Source organism: Streptomyces sp. Q6 (genome assembly GCF_036967205.1).
Lineage (GTDB): Bacteria > Actinomycetota > Actinomycetes > Streptomycetales > Streptomycetaceae > Streptomyces > Streptomyces citrinus.
Genome location: NZ_CP146022.1, coordinates 3578656 through 3595172 on the forward strand (window position 1 = coordinate 3578656; position 16517 = coordinate 3595172).

The 16517-nt window shown below is 71.2% G+C and carries 15 protein-coding genes; 5 read left to right on the forward strand and 10 right to left on the reverse strand.

Annotation, left to right across the window (positions count from 1 at the left end; translation table 11 throughout):
- Window position 1 precedes the first annotated feature (1 nt).
- Genes V2W30_RS16635 through V2W30_RS16670 form a run of 8 tightly spaced genes read right to left on the reverse strand, consistent with a single transcriptional unit; the run spans window position 2 to window position 7204 of the window.
- Complete coding sequence (locus tag V2W30_RS16635) at window positions 2–2032, reverse strand: NADH-quinone oxidoreductase subunit L (RefSeq protein WP_338697383.1); 2031 nt, start codon at window positions 2030–2032, stop codon at window positions 2–4.
- Entirely contained in the window at window positions 2029–2433 is a 405-nt protein-coding gene (nuoK, locus tag V2W30_RS16640; protein WP_338697385.1) for an NADH-quinone oxidoreductase subunit NuoK, read from the reverse strand. Before nuoK ends, V2W30_RS16635 begins: the two co-directional genes overlap by 4 nt.
- Window positions 2433–3068: an NADH-quinone oxidoreductase subunit J family protein gene (locus V2W30_RS16645; protein ID WP_338697386.1), complete on the reverse strand. Its 636-nt coding sequence runs from the start codon at window positions 3066–3068 to the stop codon at window positions 2433–2435. Before V2W30_RS16645 ends, nuoK begins: the two co-directional genes overlap by 1 nt.
- Window positions 3065–3853, reverse strand: coding sequence for a NuoI/complex I 23 kDa subunit family protein (locus V2W30_RS16650; protein WP_338697387.1), 789 nt, complete (start codon window positions 3851–3853; stop codon window positions 3065–3067). Before V2W30_RS16650 ends, V2W30_RS16645 begins: the two co-directional genes overlap by 4 nt.
- On the reverse strand, window positions 3854–4822 hold the full coding sequence (locus tag V2W30_RS16655) for a complex I subunit 1 family protein (protein WP_338697388.1): 969 nt from the start codon (window positions 4820–4822) through the stop codon (window positions 3854–3856).
- Entirely contained in the window at window positions 4819–6213 is a 1395-nt protein-coding gene (locus V2W30_RS16660; protein WP_338697389.1) for an NADH-quinone oxidoreductase subunit C, read from the reverse strand. Before V2W30_RS16660 ends, V2W30_RS16655 begins: the two co-directional genes overlap by 4 nt.
- A complete protein-coding gene (locus tag V2W30_RS16665) occupies window positions 6210–6830 on the reverse strand; it encodes an NADH-quinone oxidoreductase subunit B family protein (RefSeq protein WP_338697391.1) in 621 nt (206 codons plus the stop codon). The genes V2W30_RS16660 and V2W30_RS16665 overlap by 4 nt, the downstream gene beginning before the upstream one ends.
- A complete protein-coding gene (locus V2W30_RS16670; protein WP_338697393.1) occupies window positions 6821–7204 on the reverse strand; it encodes an NADH-quinone oxidoreductase subunit A in 384 nt (127 codons plus the stop codon). The genes V2W30_RS16665 and V2W30_RS16670 overlap by 10 nt, the downstream gene beginning before the upstream one ends.
- 225 nt (window positions 7205–7429) lie before the next feature.
- On the opposite strand from V2W30_RS16670, the gene V2W30_RS16675 reads away from it, so the two are divergent.
- From V2W30_RS16675 to V2W30_RS16695, 5 genes are all read left to right on the forward strand, one after another.
- Entirely contained in the window at window positions 7430–8620 is a 1191-nt protein-coding gene (locus tag V2W30_RS16675) for a sensor histidine kinase (RefSeq protein WP_338697395.1), read from the forward strand.
- Between the two features lie 832 nt (window positions 8621–9452).
- Window positions 9453–10805, forward strand: coding sequence for a sensor histidine kinase (locus V2W30_RS16680; protein WP_338697397.1), 1353 nt, complete (start codon window positions 9453–9455; stop codon window positions 10803–10805).
- Between the two features lie 275 nt (window positions 10806–11080).
- Window positions 11081–11752, forward strand: coding sequence for a response regulator transcription factor (locus V2W30_RS16685; RefSeq protein WP_338697398.1), 672 nt, complete (start codon window positions 11081–11083; stop codon window positions 11750–11752).
- Window positions 11753–12127: 375 nt separating this feature from the next.
- Complete coding sequence (locus V2W30_RS16690; protein ID WP_338697400.1) at window positions 12128–14074, forward strand: 2-oxoacid:acceptor oxidoreductase subunit alpha; 1947 nt, start codon at window positions 12128–12130, stop codon at window positions 14072–14074.
- The gene (locus V2W30_RS16695; protein WP_425244548.1) at window positions 14067–15167 is read left to right on the forward strand and encodes a 2-oxoacid:ferredoxin oxidoreductase subunit beta; all 1101 of its coding nucleotides are present in this window, start codon (window positions 14067–14069) and stop codon (window positions 15165–15167) included. Before V2W30_RS16690 ends, V2W30_RS16695 begins: the two co-directional genes overlap by 8 nt.
- A gap of 63 nt (window positions 15168–15230) precedes the next feature.
- Here V2W30_RS16695 and V2W30_RS16700 read toward each other — a convergent pair whose 3' ends face one another.
- Window positions 15231–15467: a hypothetical protein gene (locus V2W30_RS16700; RefSeq protein WP_338697402.1), complete on the reverse strand. Its 237-nt coding sequence runs from the start codon at window positions 15465–15467 to the stop codon at window positions 15231–15233.
- A gap of 305 nt (window positions 15468–15772) precedes the next feature.
- A complete protein-coding gene (locus tag V2W30_RS16705) occupies window positions 15773–16306 on the reverse strand; it encodes a DUF6082 family protein (protein ID WP_338697404.1) in 534 nt (177 codons plus the stop codon).
- Window positions 16307–16517 lie beyond the last annotated feature (211 nt).

Genomic DNA, 16517 nt, shown 5'->3' on the forward strand with positions numbered 1-16517 from the left:
CTCACGCTCCGGCGGTGGCGACGAGGACGACGGCGACCACCAGGACGACGGTGCCTGCGAGCAGTGCGCTGAGGTAGGTCTGCACGTTTCCGGTCTGGGCGCGGCGCACGGCCCAGCCCAGCGCCTTGGGGGTCTCGGCCGCCGCGCGTACGTAGGTGTCGACGACCGCGCGGTCCAGGAAACGGACCAGTGAGGCGCCGGCCTGGACGGGGCGGACGAAGAGCGTCGCGTAGACGGCGTCGAGGTGGAAGCCGACGGCCGCGTGGCGGTGCAGCGGGCCGAGCAGCAGACGGCCCGGATCTGCCGGGTCGTGGGCGCTCGCGATGTCGCCGTACGCGGGAGTGTGCGTCGCGATCGCCTCGGCCTCGACCAGACCGCCGTCACCGGACTCGCTGTCGACCGCGACCGCTCCGATGGGGACGGTGGCGCGGACAGCCATCGCGGTGGTGTGCCGCCAGGCCGCGTACGTGACCAGGCCGCCGACGAGCGCGAAGCCGGTGCCGAGGACGGAGGTGGTCAGGGTCGGGGTGAGCGAGCGGCCGTCGAACCAGTCGGGCAGCACGCCCGTGATCAGGCCGAAGGTGAGGGAGGGGATCGCCAGGACCCACAGGACGATGTTCATCACGGCCGGCTGCCTGCCGTGGTCGGGGGCTTCGGTGCCGCGGCCGTTGAAGGCGAGGAGCCACAGGCGGGTCGCGTAGGCGGCGGTGAGCAGGGCCGTGACCAGGCCCGCGATCAGGACGATCCAGCCGGACGCGGCCGGGGCGGCCAGGGCGCCGTGCTCCTGGCCGGTGGCGGTGTGCTCGGCGGCGCCGAGGACGGCCTCCTTGGAGAAGAAGCCGCTGAAGGGCGGGATCGCGGCGAGCGCGAGGAGCGCCACGGTCATCGTCCAGAAGGCGTCGGGCACGCGGGCGCGCAGGTTGCCCATGCGCGACATCGCGGCCAGCGAGTTGGTGCCGGCGGCGTGGATGATCGCGCCCGCCGCGAGGAACAGCAGCGCCTTGAAGGCGCCGTGGGACAGGAGGTGGAAGACGGCGGCGTCGCGGTCGCCGACGGCGAGGGCGCCGGTCATGTAGCCGAGCTGGCCGATCGTCGAGTACGCGAGGACGCGCTTGATGTCGTCCTGGGCGAGCGCGGCGAGCGCCGAACCGGCCATGGTCACCGCGGCCATGACGGCGAGCACGATCAGCGCGGCCCGGGAGGCGGCGAAGACCGGGAGGAGGCGGGCGACGAAGTAGACACCTGCGGCGACCATCGTCGCGGCGTGGATCAGCGCGGAGACGGGCGTGGGGCCCGCCATCGCGTCGGGCAGCCAGGTGTGCAGCGGGAACTGCGCGGACTTGCCCGCCACGCCGGCGAGGAGCAGCAGGGCGATCAGGGTCGGGTGGTCGAGGCCGCCCTCGCTGGTGACCTTGCCCAGGATCGTCGTGATGCGGAACGAGCCCGCATCGGTGGCGAGCGCGAACAGGCCGATGAGGAAGGGGACGTCGCCGAGCTTCGTGACGAGGAAGGCCTTGAGGGAGGCAGCCCGCGCCTCGGGGGTCTCCCAGTAGTGGCCGACGAGGAAGTACGAGCAGATGCCCATGACTTCCCAGCCGACGAGGAGAACCATCAGGTCGCCCGAGTAGACGACCAGGAGCATCGCGGAGGTGAAGAGCGAGACGAGGGCGGCGTACGAGGGGTAGCGCGGGTCGTCGCGCAGGTAGCCCGTCGAGTAGAGCTGGACGCAGGTCGCGACCAGACCGACGAGGAGGGCGACGAGGGCGGCGAAGCCGTCGATGTGCAGGGCGAGTTCGATCGGCACGGAGCCGGTCGGGGTGAGCTCGGTGTGCGCGTCGAGGGCGGCGGTGCCGTTGCCCGAGCCGCCGCCCTGCCGGACGGCGACCGTCGCGGCCAGGGCCAGCGCGGCGAGCGTCGGCAGCACGGCCAGCGGGCGGACGAAGCCGGGGGCGGTGCGGCCCAGGAGCAGGCCGGCGACGGCGCCGAGGAACGGCAGGAGGGGGACGAGTACGGCGAGGGTCGTCGTGGTCACGCGGTGGCCTCGGCCTTCTCGTCCGTCGCGCCGGCCGGGGTGTCGGCCGCCGCGGTGGCGTCGGACGGGTCGTGCGGGTCGTCGTCCGGGTCGTGGGGCTCGGCGGAGTCGCGGAGCTTGTCGATGTCCGACGTGCCGCGGTTGCGGTACACGGCCAGCACGATCGCCAGGCCGATGCCGATCTCGGCGGCGGCGATGGCGATGGTGAACAGGGTCAGGGCCTGGCCGGAGTGCAGGGCGTCGCGGAGCCAGACGTCGAAGGCGACGAGGTTGAGGTTGACGGCGTTGAGCATCAGCTCGACGGACATCAGGACCAGGATCGCGTTGCGGCGGGCCAGCACTCCGTACAGGCCCGTGCAGAAGAGAAGGGAGGACAGGACAGCGGGATAGGCGAGGTGCATCAGCGGTTGCCCTCCCGGGTGCCCTGCGGAGCGGCTTCGGCTTCGGCGGCGTTCTTCTTGCGGGACAGGACGATCGCGCCGACCAGAGCGGCGAGCAGCAGGACCGAGAGCGCCTCGAACGGCAGGACCCAGTGCCGGAAGAGGACCGACCCGGTCACCTCCGTGTTGCTCTGGGCCGCGCCGGTGTCGAGGTCGATCCAGGTCGTGCGGAACGCGTCGACGACGACCCAGACCAGGGCCGCCGCGGAGACGACGGCCACGGCCAGGGCGGCCCAGCGGTTGGGGCTGTCCGCGTCCGGCGAGCGGCCGATGGGCGCCCGCGTCAGCATCAGCCCGAACAGGAGGAGGACCACGACGGAACCGACGTAGATGAGGACCTGTACCCAGGCGATGAACTCGGCCGTGAGCAGGAGGTACTCGACGGCGAGGCCACCGAGGGCGACGACCAGCCACAGGGCGGCGTGCACCAGCTGCTTCGTGGTGACGGTGACGATCGCGGCGCCGAAGGTGACCAGACCGACGAGGAGGAACGCGATCTCGACGCCCGTCGGGGAGAGGAACCCGTGGCTCTCGGCGGCCGAGGCCGCGAGGGCGGTGGGGAGACCGGGGCCAGGAGGAACGGCGAGGACTGTCATCCGGCGGACTCCTCTCCGGGCTGATCTCCGGGCCGCTTTCCGGGCTGGTCGGTGGGCTGGTCGGGGGTGGCGCCCGGGGCGGGCTCGGGCTTCGGCGCGGTGGGCTTCGGCTCCGTGTGCTTCGGCTCGGCGGCCGCCGGTCCCGCGGGGCGCTGGGCGGGCTTCGCTTCCACGGGCTTCGGTTCAGCCGAGCTCGGGGCGGCAGCCGTCGGGTTCGTGGGGCTCGGGGCGGCAGCCGTCGGGTTCGTGGGGCTCGGGGCGGCGGCCGCGGCGAGTTTGTCGGCTGCCTTGCGGGCCGCGGCCAGTTCCTTGGGTTCCTCGGCCGCCGGGTCGAGGGCGGGCGGGGACGGAACCGTCCACATCCACTCGCGGAGCTTGTCGCGCTCGTGGGTGAGTTCGTGGATGTCGGTCTCCGCGTACTCGAACTCCGGGGACCAGAACAGCGCGTCGAAGGGGCACACCTCGATGCAGATACCGCAGTACATGCAGAGGGAGAAGTCGATGGCGAAGCGGTCGAGGACGTTGCGGGAGCGTTCGCGTCCACCGGGCGCGGCGGGCGGCACCGTCTCCTTGTGGGAGTCGATGTAGATGCACCAGTCAGGGCACTCGCGGGCGCACAGCATGCAGACCGTGCAGTTCTCCTCGAACAGGCCGATCACACCGCGCGTGCGGGGTGGGAGTTCGGGCTGGACGTCCGGGTACTGCGCGGTGACGGTCTTCTTCGTCATCGTGCGGAGAGTGACGGCGAGGCCCTTGGCGAGGCCGGAGCCAGGGATCGGGGGCATTTAGTTGATCGCCACCTTCACGATTCCGGTGAGCGCGATCTGCGCGAGGGCGAGGGGGACGAGCGTGGTCCAGGCCAGTTTCTGGAGCTGGTCCTCGCGCAGGCGGGGGTACGTCACCCGCAGCCAGATCACGACGAAGGCGAGGACCGCCGTCTTCAGCAGGGTCCAGAGCCAGCCGAGGCCGTCGGCGCCCCACGGGCCGTGCCAGCCGCCCAGGAACAGGACGGTCGTCAGACCGCAGAGCACCACGATGCCCGCGTATTCGGCGAGCAGGAACAGAGCGAAGCGCAGGCCCGTGTACTCGGTGTACGCGCCGAAGATGATCTCGGAGTCGGCAACGGGCATGTCGAAGGGCGGGCGTTGCAGCTCGGCGAGGCCGGCCACGAAGAAGACGATCGCGCCGACGATCTGCCAGGGCAGCCACCACCACTCGAAGGCGCCGAGGATGCCGGGCAGGGAGACCGTGCCGGCGGCCATCGCGACCGAGGCCGCCGCGAGCAGCATCGGGAGTTCGTACGCGAGGAGCTGTGCCGCCGTGCGCAGACCGCCCAGGAGGGAGAACTTGTTGGCGCTCGCCCAGCCCGCCATCAGCGAGCCGAGGACGCCGATGCCCATCACCGCGAGCACGAAGAAGACGCCCGCGTCGACGACCACGCCGACCGCGCCGTCGCCGGGGCCGACCGGGATGGCGAGGAGCACGAGGAGGTACGGCAGCAGGGCCACGGCGGGGGCGAGTTGGAAGACGCGGCGGTCGGCGTCGGCCGGGACCACGTCCTCCTTCTGCGCGAACTTGACGCCGTCGGCGACGAGTTGGGCCCAGCCGTGGAATCCGCCCGCGTACATCGGGCCGAGCCGGCCCTGCATGTGGGCCATGACCTTGTGCTCGGTCTGGCCGACGACCAGGGGCAGCACCAGGAAGGCGACGAAGACGAGGACGAGGCGCAGGGCGACGTCGAGCGCGTCGTTCACTGCGTGCCTCCGTCGGTCGTGTCGGGGTCGTTCGTCGTATCGGGTTTGCCCGTTGCGTTGGGTTTGCCCGTTGCGTTGGGTTCGTCCGTCGTGGCGGGTTCGCCCGTTGCGTTGGGTTCGTCCGTCGTGGCGGGTTCGCCCGTTGCGTTGGGTTCGTCCGTCGTGGCGGGTTCGCCCGTCGCGTTGGGTTCGTCCGTCGTGGCGGGTTCGCCCGTCGCGTTGGGTTCGTCCCTCGCGTGGGGTTCGTCCGTCGTGGCGGGTTCGCTCGTCGGGTCGCGGTCGTCGGGCGCGGGCGCGGGTGCCGGGGCCGGGGCTGGAGCTGGGGCCGGTTGCGGCGTCGGCTCCGTTTTCCGCTCAGGTTCAGGCTCCGGCTCGGGCGTCTGCGCGGATCCCGGCGTCTGCGCGGATGCGGGTTCCGGCTTCGCGTTCTCGTCGAACGCCGGCGTGGCGTGGTGCCAAGGGGCGTCACCGGCCCGGCGTTTCGGAGCGGATTCCACGGATCCCACGGATTCCTTCGCCGCTTCCGCTTCCGGTTCCGGCTGGACCGGCTGCTGGCTGGCCGAGCCCTGCGAGGCGCTGCGCGTGCGCCGCGCCGGTCGCACCGGCCGCTCCCCGCGGGCGCTTCCGCGGAGGCCCCCGTCGAGCCCGCTTCCGGCACAGCCGGAGCCGAGGCAGCCTGGCTGGCCGACCCCTCGCTCACGGACCGCGTCCGCCGAGCCGGCCGCTCCCCGTCGCACGACCCGCCGCACCGGCACCGGCGGCACCGGCACCGGCGGCACCAGCCCGTGCCCCCGCGCCGGACGTGCCGGGGCGGGCGGGAGTTGGCCCTTCAGCGGGCCCCAGTCGTTCGGGTCGGGGACGCCGGGCGGCAGCATCTGACGCCGCTTGGGTCCGCCGTGCTCGGACTCGCCCGGCTCCTTCGCACCCGGCCACGCCTTCGCGACGCGCGCCGCGAGTACGAAGTCCTTGCGCAGCGGGTGGCCCTCGAAGCCGTCGGGCAGCAGCAGGGGATCGAGGCCGGGGTGGTCCGTGAAGTCCACGCCGAACATCTCGTGCGTCTCGCGCTCGTGCCAGGCCGCGCCCGCGTACACGCCGACCGCCGACGCGAGGACCGGCGCCTCGTGCGGCACCGTCGTGCGCAGCAGCAGCCGGCGTACCGTGCCCGGACCCACGACCGCGACGTGCGCGCACACGCGGAACCCGGTCCCCGGCTCGTCGACGGCGCTCAGCCAGTCGAAGTACGTGCAGCCCAGCGTCGTACGGGCCGTCTCCAGAGCCGCGGTCCACGAGGCGGCGGGGACGTCGACCGTCAGCAGGTCGTACGCCTCCTCGGTCGTGGCGTCGGCGCCGAAGAGTTCCGTCACCGGGCTCGGCAGCCAGGAGCCGCTCATGCCGTACCTCCCGGCGTGGGCGGCTGCACGAGCCCGCTGCTCAGCGCCGCCGCCGAGGGCCGGCCCGCCGCCGCGTCGGCGGAGGCGTACCGCTCGCCGAGCGACTCGCGCGCGATCTTCTCCTGGAGCTTGAGGATGCCCTGGAGCAGCGCCTCGGGCCGGGGCGGGCAGCCGGGTACGTACACGTCGACGGGGATGATCTGGTCGACGCCCTTGGTCACCGAGTACGAGTCCCAGTACGGGCCGCCGCAGTTGGAGCAGGCGCCGAACGAGATCACGTACTTGGGCTCGGGCATCTGCTCGTACAGGCGCTTCACGGCGGGGGCCATCTTGTCGGTGACCGTGCCGGAGACGACCATCAGGTCGGCCTGGCGCGGGCCCGGGGCGAAGGGGATGACGCCGAGGCGGATGAAGTCGTGGCGGGCCATGGACGCCGCGATGAACTCGATGGCGCAGCAGGCGAGGCCGAAGTTGAAGACCCACAGGCTGTACCGGCGGCCCCAGTTGAGGACCACCTTCATCGGTTCGGGGGCGAGGCGCGAGAGCACGCCGAGCCGCTTGGGCTCGGGGAGCAGCACGGGTACGGATTCCGAGGAGGTCACGTCACTCACGCCCATGTAAGGACGCCCTTCTTGTATGCGTACAGCAGGCCCACGGCGAGGAAGCCGAGGAAGATGAACATCTCGACGAGGGTCGCCGCGCCGTATCCCGGCGCGGCGAAGACCGTGGCCCAGGGGAAGAGGAAGATCGAGTCGACCGCGAAGATCACGTAGAGGAAGGCGTACACGTAGTAGCGGACCTGCGTGTGGGCCCAGCCCTCGCCGACGGGGTCGACGCCGCACTCGTACGTGAGGAGTTTCTCGGGGGTGGGGACCACCGGGCGCAGCAGCTTCCCCGCGCCGAAGGCGACGGCGACGAAGAGCACGCCGACGACGGCGAGCAGGCCGACCACCGAGTACGACCGAAAGTAGTCCGCCGCGATGACGGTCACGTCTTAGCGCCCCTCGCGTGTTCGTTGATGATTCGTGTTCGACGATCTGTACGCACGGGAGTCTAGGGCCTGTTAAAGGGACGGTAAGCAGCCCGGTACCGCCCGGGTTCGCGGCCGCCGCCCGCGGGTGGCCCTGGTGCCCCCGGCGGGGTGGGGTTATCCCCCGTTCGTCCCCGGCAGTCCGCCTCATGGCGCCGCGCGGCGCGCGCAGGGCACCCTTTCGATATGACCGAGCCTCTCGACGTCTCCGACGCGCAGCCCGTACTGCCCCGGGCGCGTTTCGCCTATGACGCCCACACCTGGAAGGAGATCGCGTATCTCCTGACCAGCTTCCCGCTCGCCGTCCTCGGCTTCGTCTACGCGGTGACGGCGCTGTCCCTCGGGGCGGGTCTGACCGTCACCGTGATCGGCCTGCCGCTGATCGCGGTCGCGCTGATGGGCGCGCGGCTGCTCGGCCGGCTCGAACGGGGGCGGGCGAGGGCGCTGCTCGGGGTGCGGATCGACGAGCCGAGCCCGTTGCCGGTGCGGCGCGGGGACGGTTTCTTCGGCCGGCTGTGGAACGCGCTGAAGGACCCGGTGGGCTGGCGGGCCATGCTCTACGCGGTGATGCGGCTGCCCTGGGGCATTCTCACCTTCGTCGTGACGCTGGTCGGGCTCTTCGTGCTGTGGCCGGTGCTGCCGTTCGTGGTGCGCGGGCTGAGCAACGCGGACCGGGCGATGGCACGGGCGCTGCTCTCACCGTCCGACGAGCTGGAGCGGCGGATCGAGGAACTGGAGTCGGACCGGGGTGTCGTGGTCGACACGGCGGCCGCCGATCTGCGCCGGATCGAGCGGGACCTGCACGACGGCGCGCAGGCCCGTCTGGTCAATCTGGCGATGGGGCTCGGCCTCGCGAAGGAGAAGCTTCTGGAGGGCCAGGCCGACGACACGGTCGCGGCGATGGTCGACGAGGCGCACGGTGAGGTGAAGCTCGCATTGCAGGAGCTGCGCGATCTGGCCCGCGGCATCCACCCCGCGGTCCTCACCGACCGGGGTCTCGACGCGGCGCTCTCCTCGGTGGCCTCGCGCTGCACGGTGCCGGTGAAGGTGACGGCCGATCTGCCCGCGCGGCCCGCCGAGGCGATAGAGGGCATCGCATACTTCACGGTCTCCGAACTGCTCCAGAACGTCAGCAAGCACAGCGGCGCGCGCTCGGCCTCGGTCGAGGTGTGGCGTTCGGGCGACCGGCTTCTGATCCAGGTCCAGGACGACGGGCGCGGCGGCGCGAGCCTCGACAAGGGCACCGGTATGGCCGGTCTCGCGGAGCGGCTCGGCGCGGTCGACGGCCTGTTCGTCGTGGACTCACCGGAGGGCGGCGGGACGACGGTCACGGCCGAACTGCCCTGGCGCGACCGCACAGCCCAGCGGACCCCTTAGGCCGGGGAGGCGTGCCGGACATCCCGGACCCGGCGATCGCGACGGCCCCGACAGCACCGGCCACTCCGGCGACCCCGCAGGCCCGGCAGCCCCGGCAGCCCCGGCAGCCCCGGCAGCCCCGGCAGCCCCGGCAGCCCCGGCAGCCCCGGCAGCCCCGGCGATCCTGACAGCTCCGGAGGGCCCGGCAGCTCCGGCAGCCTTGGGGGTCCTGACAGCTCCGGAGGGCCCGGCGACCCCGTAAAGGCGGCTGCTCCGGCAATCCCGGCGATCCCGTGAAGCCGGCTGCTCCGGCAGTCCCGACGATCCCTGGACCCGGCAGTCCTGCCAGCTGCGGCGATCCTGATCCGGCAGCTCCGGCGACCCCGCAGACCTGACAGCCCCAGCCACTCCGGCAGATCCGGCGACCCCGCAGACCCGACAACCCCGGCCACTCCAGCGACCCCGCAGACCCGGCAACCCCGACAGCCCCGACGATCCCGCAGCCCCGGAAGCCCCTACCGCCCAGGCCCCCCACCCACCCCGCTCGCCCCACCGACCCTGTTCGCCCCACCCATCCCCTTCGCCCCACCCCACCCCATACACCTCACCCACCCCGTACACCCAGCAGCCCCCGACAAGCCCGGCCGGGCCCAGGGGTAGGGAAAACCCCCGGTCGAAGACGCCGACCCGCCGCATGGCCCGTGCGCCCGCCGCCGAGGACGCTGGAACCAGAACACGGAGACACCCCGAGGGACCCCGAGCCACCACCCCGAAGCCCCGGAAGCACCCGGAAGCACTCGCAAGCAGCCGCAAGCACCCGCAAGCAGCCCCTGAGCAGAAACGGACGACGCCGATGGCCACGCAGCAGTACGGATACCGCAGCGAGTACTCGTACGACGACGAGCCGCGCCCGAAGCGTGGCCTCGGCCGGTTGCCGGCCGGACTGCGGGCGCCGGTCGAGGGACGGGCCTGGCGGGAGTTCGGCTATCTCCTGCTGAGCTTCCCGATCGCCGTCATCGGGTTCGTCTGGACCGTGACGATGATGTCGCTCGGCGCCGGACTGCTCGTCACCTTCATCGGGGTGCCGGTGCTCGCGGCGGGCCTGGCCGGCGCGCGGGGGCTCGGCGCGCTGGAGCGGGCGCGGGCGCGGACGCTGCTCAAGCTGGACGTCGACGCGCCGCAGCCGCTGCGGCCGCGCGGGAACGGCCCGCTGTCGTGGATGGGCGCGACGCTCAAGAGCGGCGCCTCCTGGCGGCACCTCGTCTACACGGTGCTGCACTTCCCGTGGGCGACGTTCGCGTTCTCGGTGGCGATCGCCTTCTGGACGACGGGCTGGACCCTGTTCACGTATCCGCTGTGGCAGTGGGTCTTCCCGATGTACGCCGGTCAGGCCGGCCTCCAGCTCTACGGCGACGAGGCGCACTCCGTCTACCTGAACAACCCGTTCGAGATCGCGCTGACCTCGGCGGTCGGCCTGCTGTTCGTGCTGGCGACGCCGTGGGTGCTGCGGGCGCTGACGACGGTGGACCGGGTGATGGTCACCGGGCTGCTCGGTCCCTCGCGGCTCGACTCGCGTGTGGTGGAGCTGGAGTCGGACCGGGGTGTCGTGGTCGACACGGCCGCCGCCGACCTGCGCCGCATCGAGCGCGACCTGCACGACGGCGCGCAGGCCCGCCTGGTCAACCTGGCCATGGACCTGGGTCTCGCCAAGGAGAAGCTGACCGAGGACCCGGAGTCGGCGGCGCGCATGGTGGGCGAGGCGCACGGCGAGGTGAAGACGGCGTTGCAGGAGCTGCGCGACCTGGCCCGCGGCATCCACCCCGCGGTCCTCACCGACCGCGGCCTCGACGCGGCGCTCTCCTCGGTGGCCTCGCGCTGCACGGTGCCGGTGACGGTCGAGGTCGACCTCACGGAACGCCCGGCCCCCGCCATCGAGGGCATCGCCTACTTCACGGTCTCCGAGCTGCTCCAGAACGTGAGCAAGCACAGCCGGGCGACGCGGGCCACCGTCGACGTGTGGCGCACCAAGGACCGTCTGATGCTCCAGGTGTACGACAACGGGGCGGGCGGCGCGGACGCCTCCGCGGGCAGCGGTCTCGCGGGCCTGGCCGAGCGCCTGGACGCGGTCGACGGCATCCTCCTGGTCGACTCCCCGGCGGCGGGCCCGACCCGGGTGACGGCGGAACTGCCCTGGCGTCGGGCATGACCGGACGCTGAACGCCACCAGGCCATTGCCGGCCTCCAGGGCGTGGACGACGAAGACGCAGGGCGGGGCTGCCGGGGACGGCGGCCCCGCCCCTCCGTGCGCGGGGGCGTGTTCCGGCCAGAAACACGATGTCCGGCCAGGCATCGGCCCCGTACCGGATGGATCCACCACGATTACCGTCGCGCGGGGGCACCCCGGACGCGATGCTGGAATGCTGGCCCTGTCAGAACCGACCTCCGCGCCAGGTGCGCGGGGGCGCTGGGGGGCCGAAAAACATGGAGGACAGGGTGCGGGTGGTCATCGCCGAGGATTCAGTGCTGCTCAGGGAGGGGCTGACCCGGCTGCTGACCGACCGCGGGCACGAGGTCGTCGCGGGCGTCGGAGACGGGGACGCGCTGGTCAAGACGATCACCGATCTGGGGGCGCAGGACCAGCTCCCCGACGTGGTCGTCGCGGACGTACGGATGCCGCCCACGCACACGGACGAGGGCGTGCGCGCGGCGGTGCAGCTGCGCGGCCGGTTCCCCGGGCTCGGGGTCCTGGTCCTTTCGCAGTACGTGGAGGAGCAGTACGCCACCGAGCTGCTCGCGGGGTCCAGCCACGGCGTGGGCTACCTGTTGAAGGACCGGGTCGCCGAGGTCCGGGAGTTCGTGGACGCGGTGGTGCGGGTCGCGGAGGGCGGCACGGCGCTCGACCCGGAGGTCGTCGCGCAGCTCCTCGGCCGCAGCCGCAAGCAGGACGTCCTCGCGAACCTCACCCCGCGCGAGCGCGAGGTGCTCGGCCTGATGGCGGAGGGCCGGACGAACTCGGCGATCGCCCGTCAACTGGTGGTCAGCGACGGCGCGGTGGAGAAGCACGTGAGCAACATCTTCCTCAAGCTGGGCCTGTCGCCGAGTGACGGGGATCACCGCCGCGTCCTGGCGGTCCTGACCTACCTGAACTCCTGAAGAACTGACACCCTGTCAGATAATCAGGAGTGACGGACCGGACGGAAGCGGACGCCGGACCTGGCGCCGGCCACTGGACCTGGAACCGCGACCCGGACCCAGCCGTGGAACCGGAACCGGACCCGGACCCGATGGAGCCAGGACCCAGAAGCACGGGAGCCAGGACCTAGAACTGAGGGACGACTCGGAGCGTCTTCAAGGAGAAGCCCAGGGGGGCGAGCAAAACATGGCAAAGCGGGACGACAGACCGTCTCATTTCCGCACCCATCATGTGAATGCTCAGAGGAAGGCGACCCTTACAGACGTAGGGTGGGCCATGGGAAGGCCGGTGGGACGGGCCCGCCCGAACAGCCGCCTCGAGGGAGGTCCAGTTCAGTGACCAGCCAGGTCAGTAGTCCAGCCGAGCAGGCCGACGGGGCCGACGGGATCGTTGTGGGAGAACAGCGCACAGCCGCGGGTGGATCGGGCAAGGACGTGCGGCGTCTGGACCGGGTCATCATCCGGTTCGCGGGCGACTCCGGTGACGGTATGCAGCTCACGGGTGACCGCTTCACGTCGGAGACGGCGTCCTTCGGGAACGACCTCTCCACGCTGCCGAACTTCCCGGCCGAGATCCGCGCCCCCGCCGGCACCCTGCCCGGTGTCTCCTCCTTCCAGCTCCACTTCGCCGACCACGACATCCTCACGCCGGGCGACGCGCCGAACGTCCTGGTGGCGATGAACCCGGCCGCCCTGAAGGCGAACCTCGGAGACGTGCCGCGCGGCGCCGAAGTCATCGTCAACACGGACGAGTTCACCAAACGGGCGATGTCCAAGGTCGGCTACGAGTCGTCGCCGTTGGAGGACGGCTCGCTCGACGCCTACCACGTGCACCCCGTCCCGCTGACGACGTTGACGGTGGAGGCGCTGAAGGAGTTCGCGCTCTCCCGCAAGGAGGCCGAGCGCAGCAAGAACATGTTCGCGCTCGGGCTGCTGTCGTGGATGTACCACCGGCCGACCGAGGGCACCGAGAAGTTCCTCAAGCAGAAGTTCGCCCGCAAGCCCGAGATCATGAAGGCCAACCTGGCCGCGTTCCACGCGGGTTGGAACTTCGGCGAGACCACCGAGGACTTCGCCGTCTCCTACGAGGTCGCGCCCGCGGCCACGGCCTTCCCGACGGGCACGTACCGCAACATCTCGGGGAACCTGGCCCTCTCGTACGGCCTGATCGCGGCGTCCCGGCAGGCGGACCTGCCGCTGTACCTGGGCTCGTACCCGATCACCCCGGCCTCGGACATCCTGCACGAACTGAGCAAGCACAAGAACTTCGGCGTCCGGACCTTCCAGGCGGAGGACGAGATCGCCGGGATCGGCGCGGCGCTCGGCGCGGCCTTCGGCGGTTCGCTCGCGGTGACGACGACGTCGGGCCCGGGTGTCGCCCTGAAGTCGGAGACGATCGGCCTGGCCGTCTCCCTCGAACTGCCGCTGCTGGTCGTCGACATCCAGCGCGGCGGCCCCTCGACGGGCCTGCCGACCAAGACCGAACAGGCCGACCTGTTGCAGGCGATGTACGGGCGCAACGGCGAGGCGCCGGTGCCGATCGTCGCGCCGTGCACCCCGGCGGACTGCTTCGACGCGGCGATGGAAGCGGCCCGTATCGCGGTCACGTACCGCACCCCGGTGCTGTTGCTGTCGGACGGCTACCTGGCCAACGGCAGCGAACCCTGGCGCATCCCGGAGGTCGACGAACTCCCGGACCTGCGCACCCAGTTCGCCCAGGGGCCGAACCACACGCTCGACGACGGCACCGAGGTGTTCTGGCCGTACAAGCGCGACCCGCAGACCCTCGCCCGGCCGTGGGCGATCCCGGGCACGCCGGGGCTTGAGCACCGGATCGGCGGGATCGAGAAGCAGGACGGCACGGGCAACATCTCGTACGACCCGGCCAACCACGACTTCATGGTCCGCACCCGGCAGGCCAAGATCGACGGCATCGAGGTCCCGGACCTCGCCGTCGACGACCCGGACGGTCTCGCCCACACCCTGGTCCTGGGCTGGGGTTCGACGTACGGGCCGATCACCGCGGCCGTCCGCCGACTGCGGGCCGCGGGTGAGTCGATCGCGCAGGCCCATCTGCGCCACCTCAACCCGTTCCCGCGGAATCTGGGCGAGGTCCTGAAGCGTTACGACAAGGTGGTGATCCCCGAGATGAACCTCGGCCAGCTCGCCACTCTCATCCGGGCCACGTACCTGGTGGACGCCCACAGCTACAACCAGGTCAACGGAATGCCGTTCAAGGCTGAGCAGCTCGCCACGGCCCTCAAGGAGGCCATCGATGGCTGAAACGCAGACCAGGGAGTCCACGGACGGAAGCGGGGGCGGCGGCGCGGAGGCGCTTCTCTCGCTCGTCCCCAAGGCCGAGGCCAAGCAGTCCATGAAGGACTTCAAGTCCGATCAGGAAGTGCGCTGGTGCCCCGGCTGCGGTGACTACGCGATCCTCGCCGCCGTGCAGGGCTTCATGCCCGAACTCGGCCTGGCGAAGGAGAACATCGTCTTCGTCTCCGGCATCGGCTGCTCCTCACGCTTCCCGTACTACATGAACACATACGGGATGCACTCCATCCACGGCCGCGCCCCCGCCATCGCCACCGGCCTCGCCTCCTCGCGACGCGACCTGAGCGTCTGGGTCGTCACCGGCGACGGCGACGCCCTCTCCATCGGCGGCAACCACCTGATCCACGCCCTGCGCCGCAACGTCAACCTGAAGATCCTGCTCTTCAACAACCGGATCTACGGTCTGACGAAGGGGCAGTACTCCCCGACCTCCGAGGTCGGCAAGATCACCAAGTCCACGCCCATGGGCTCGCTCGACGCGCCCTTCAACCCGGTGTCGCTCGCCATCGGCGCGGAGGCGTCCTTCGTGGCCCGCACGGTCGACTCGGACCGCAAGCACCTCACGTCGGTGCTGCGCGCGGCCGCCGACCACCCCGGCACGGCGCTCGTCGAGATCTACCAGAACTGCAACATCTTCAACGACGGCGCCTTCGAGGTCCTCAAGGACAAGCAGCAGGCGGAGGAAGCGGTCATCCGGCTGGAGCACGGGCAACCGATCACGTTCGGCGCGGAGGCCTCGAAGGGCGTCGTCCGCGACCCGGCGACCGGTGACCTGAAGGTCGTCGCCGTCACGGACGCGAACCGGGCCGACATCCTCGTCCACGACGCCCACGCGACGTCACCGACGACGGCGTTCGCCCTCTCCCGCCTCGCCGACCCCGACACCCTGCACCACACGCCCATCGGCGTCTTCCGCAGCGTCGAACGACCCGTCTACGACGTCCAGATGACCGACCAACTGGACGCGGCGATCGAACAGAACGGCAAGGGAGACCTGGCGGCCCTGCTGGCCGGCGGCGACACCTGGACCGTGGTGGGCTGACCCGCCCGCATGACGGAGGGCCGGAACCCGCGAGGGTTCCGGCCCTCCGTCATGTCCCGGCGATCAGACGTCGGGGAGGTCGCGCTTGGCCCGGATCAAGGTCTTGCGGGTGATGACGACGAGGCGCTCATCGGGGCCGAGCGTGACACCAGGGGGGAGTTCGCCGCGGAGCGCCTCGGTGGCCTCCGTGCCCACGACCGCGAAATTGCTGTCGCTCAACTCGAAGATGTCAGGACAGGTCTCGCCCGTTCCGCAGCCTCTCAGTCGAGGGGCGTCTCCCATGCGACGGACGATCTTCACTGTCTGGTACCCCTCGACGTGTTCCACCCTGCCGCGGACGCGGCACATTTCAGACGGAATCGCAACATGAACAGCCGAATTCGCATGGATTGCGTCAACGACACACGGCTTGGACCATGCGAATGGCCCCTGTAAAGTCCCCGCCCTTGGCGGCGAGGGTTCCAGGAATCACCCTCGGAATCGGGCCTTTGACCGGCGCTTTACCCTCTACGCGAGTTGCGGCCGGAGCGGATCGTCAACACGGCCGCGGACCGGCACTCCCCCCGTACGAACGCCGCGCCTTCCCCTCTCACGCAACCGTTCGGTCAACAGGGCGCCTCCCCGTCGCGCGGGTCGCCCTCCGGCTCCAGGTCGCGTCCCACGACCCACCACTCGTCCGGATCGGACTCCAGTTCCTCCATCATGCCGTCCATGACCGCGCACGCTCTGGCGTCCAGCGATCCGTCGGGGAGGCTGCGCCGGTGCTCCACGGTCCGGCGCCAGTAGTCCTTGAAGACCTCGTTCGTGCACAGCACCCGCAGATGCCCGATCAGCTCGTCCCAGCAGAACGTCCCCACCCGGTGCGCCAGCAGCAGCACCGCGTACTCGCGGTTGGCCCAGAGCATCAGTCTGCGTTCGCGGACGCTCAGGTCCGGGAGGGTGCTGAGGGCCGCCGCGAGGTCCGGGTCGGCGATGGCGCGGTCCAGCTGGTCGAGGAACAGGGTGTGCTGGCGGAGGGTGTTCGCGCGACGCATCTCCTCCACCAGCCTTTCGAGCAGCTCGTCTCGGTGGCGACGGCGGTCGAGCCCGGCCTTCAGCCAGGTCCCGACCCCTCGCAGGGGTGATGTCAGTGTGGCCATGTCAAGGAGACCCCCCGGTCGGCGCAACGGGCGGAACGTTCCACCCCCAGAGTGCCGAGCGGGTCCGGGCGGCGTGGGAGGCGGACAGGGGGCGCACAGATGGATGGCGGGTTTGGTGTAGACCGGCGCCCTATCGGGTGTGTGCCCGTTATGTGCCGGGCGCATGCGGGGCCGAACGGCACCTCGTGCCCCAACTGCCGGGCCACAAGGG

Coding starts and splice junctions, on each gene's coding strand:
- V2W30_RS16645 (WP_338697386.1), bottom strand. CDS start 3,068: ATGACAGTCCTCGCCGTTCCTCCTGGCCCCGGTCTCCCCACCGCCCTC.
- V2W30_RS16685 (WP_338697398.1), top strand. CDS start 11,081: ATGGAGGACAGGGTGCGGGTGGTCATCGCCGAGGATTCAGTGCTGCTC.
- V2W30_RS16680 (WP_338697397.1), top strand. CDS start 9,453: ATGGCCACGCAGCAGTACGGATACCGCAGCGAGTACTCGTACGACGAC.
- V2W30_RS16675 (WP_338697395.1), top strand. CDS start 7,430: ATGACCGAGCCTCTCGACGTCTCCGACGCGCAGCCCGTACTGCCCCGG.
- V2W30_RS16665 (WP_338697391.1), bottom strand. CDS start 6,830: ATGGGCGTGAGTGACGTGACCTCCTCGGAATCCGTACCCGTGCTGCTC.
- V2W30_RS16695 (WP_425244548.1), top strand. CDS start 14,067: ATGGCTGAAACGCAGACCAGGGAGTCCACGGACGGAAGCGGGGGCGGC.
- V2W30_RS16660 (WP_338697389.1), bottom strand. CDS start 6,213: ATGAGCGGCTCCTGGCTGCCGAGCCCGGTGACGGAACTCTTCGGCGCC.
- V2W30_RS16650 (WP_338697387.1), bottom strand. CDS start 3,853: ATGCCCCCGATCCCTGGCTCCGGCCTCGCCAAGGGCCTCGCCGTCACT.
- nuoK (WP_338697385.1), bottom strand. CDS start 2,433: ATGCACCTCGCCTATCCCGCTGTCCTGTCCTCCCTTCTCTTCTGCACG.
- V2W30_RS16705 (WP_338697404.1), bottom strand. CDS start 16,306: ATGGCCACACTGACATCACCCCTGCGAGGGGTCGGGACCTGGCTGAAG.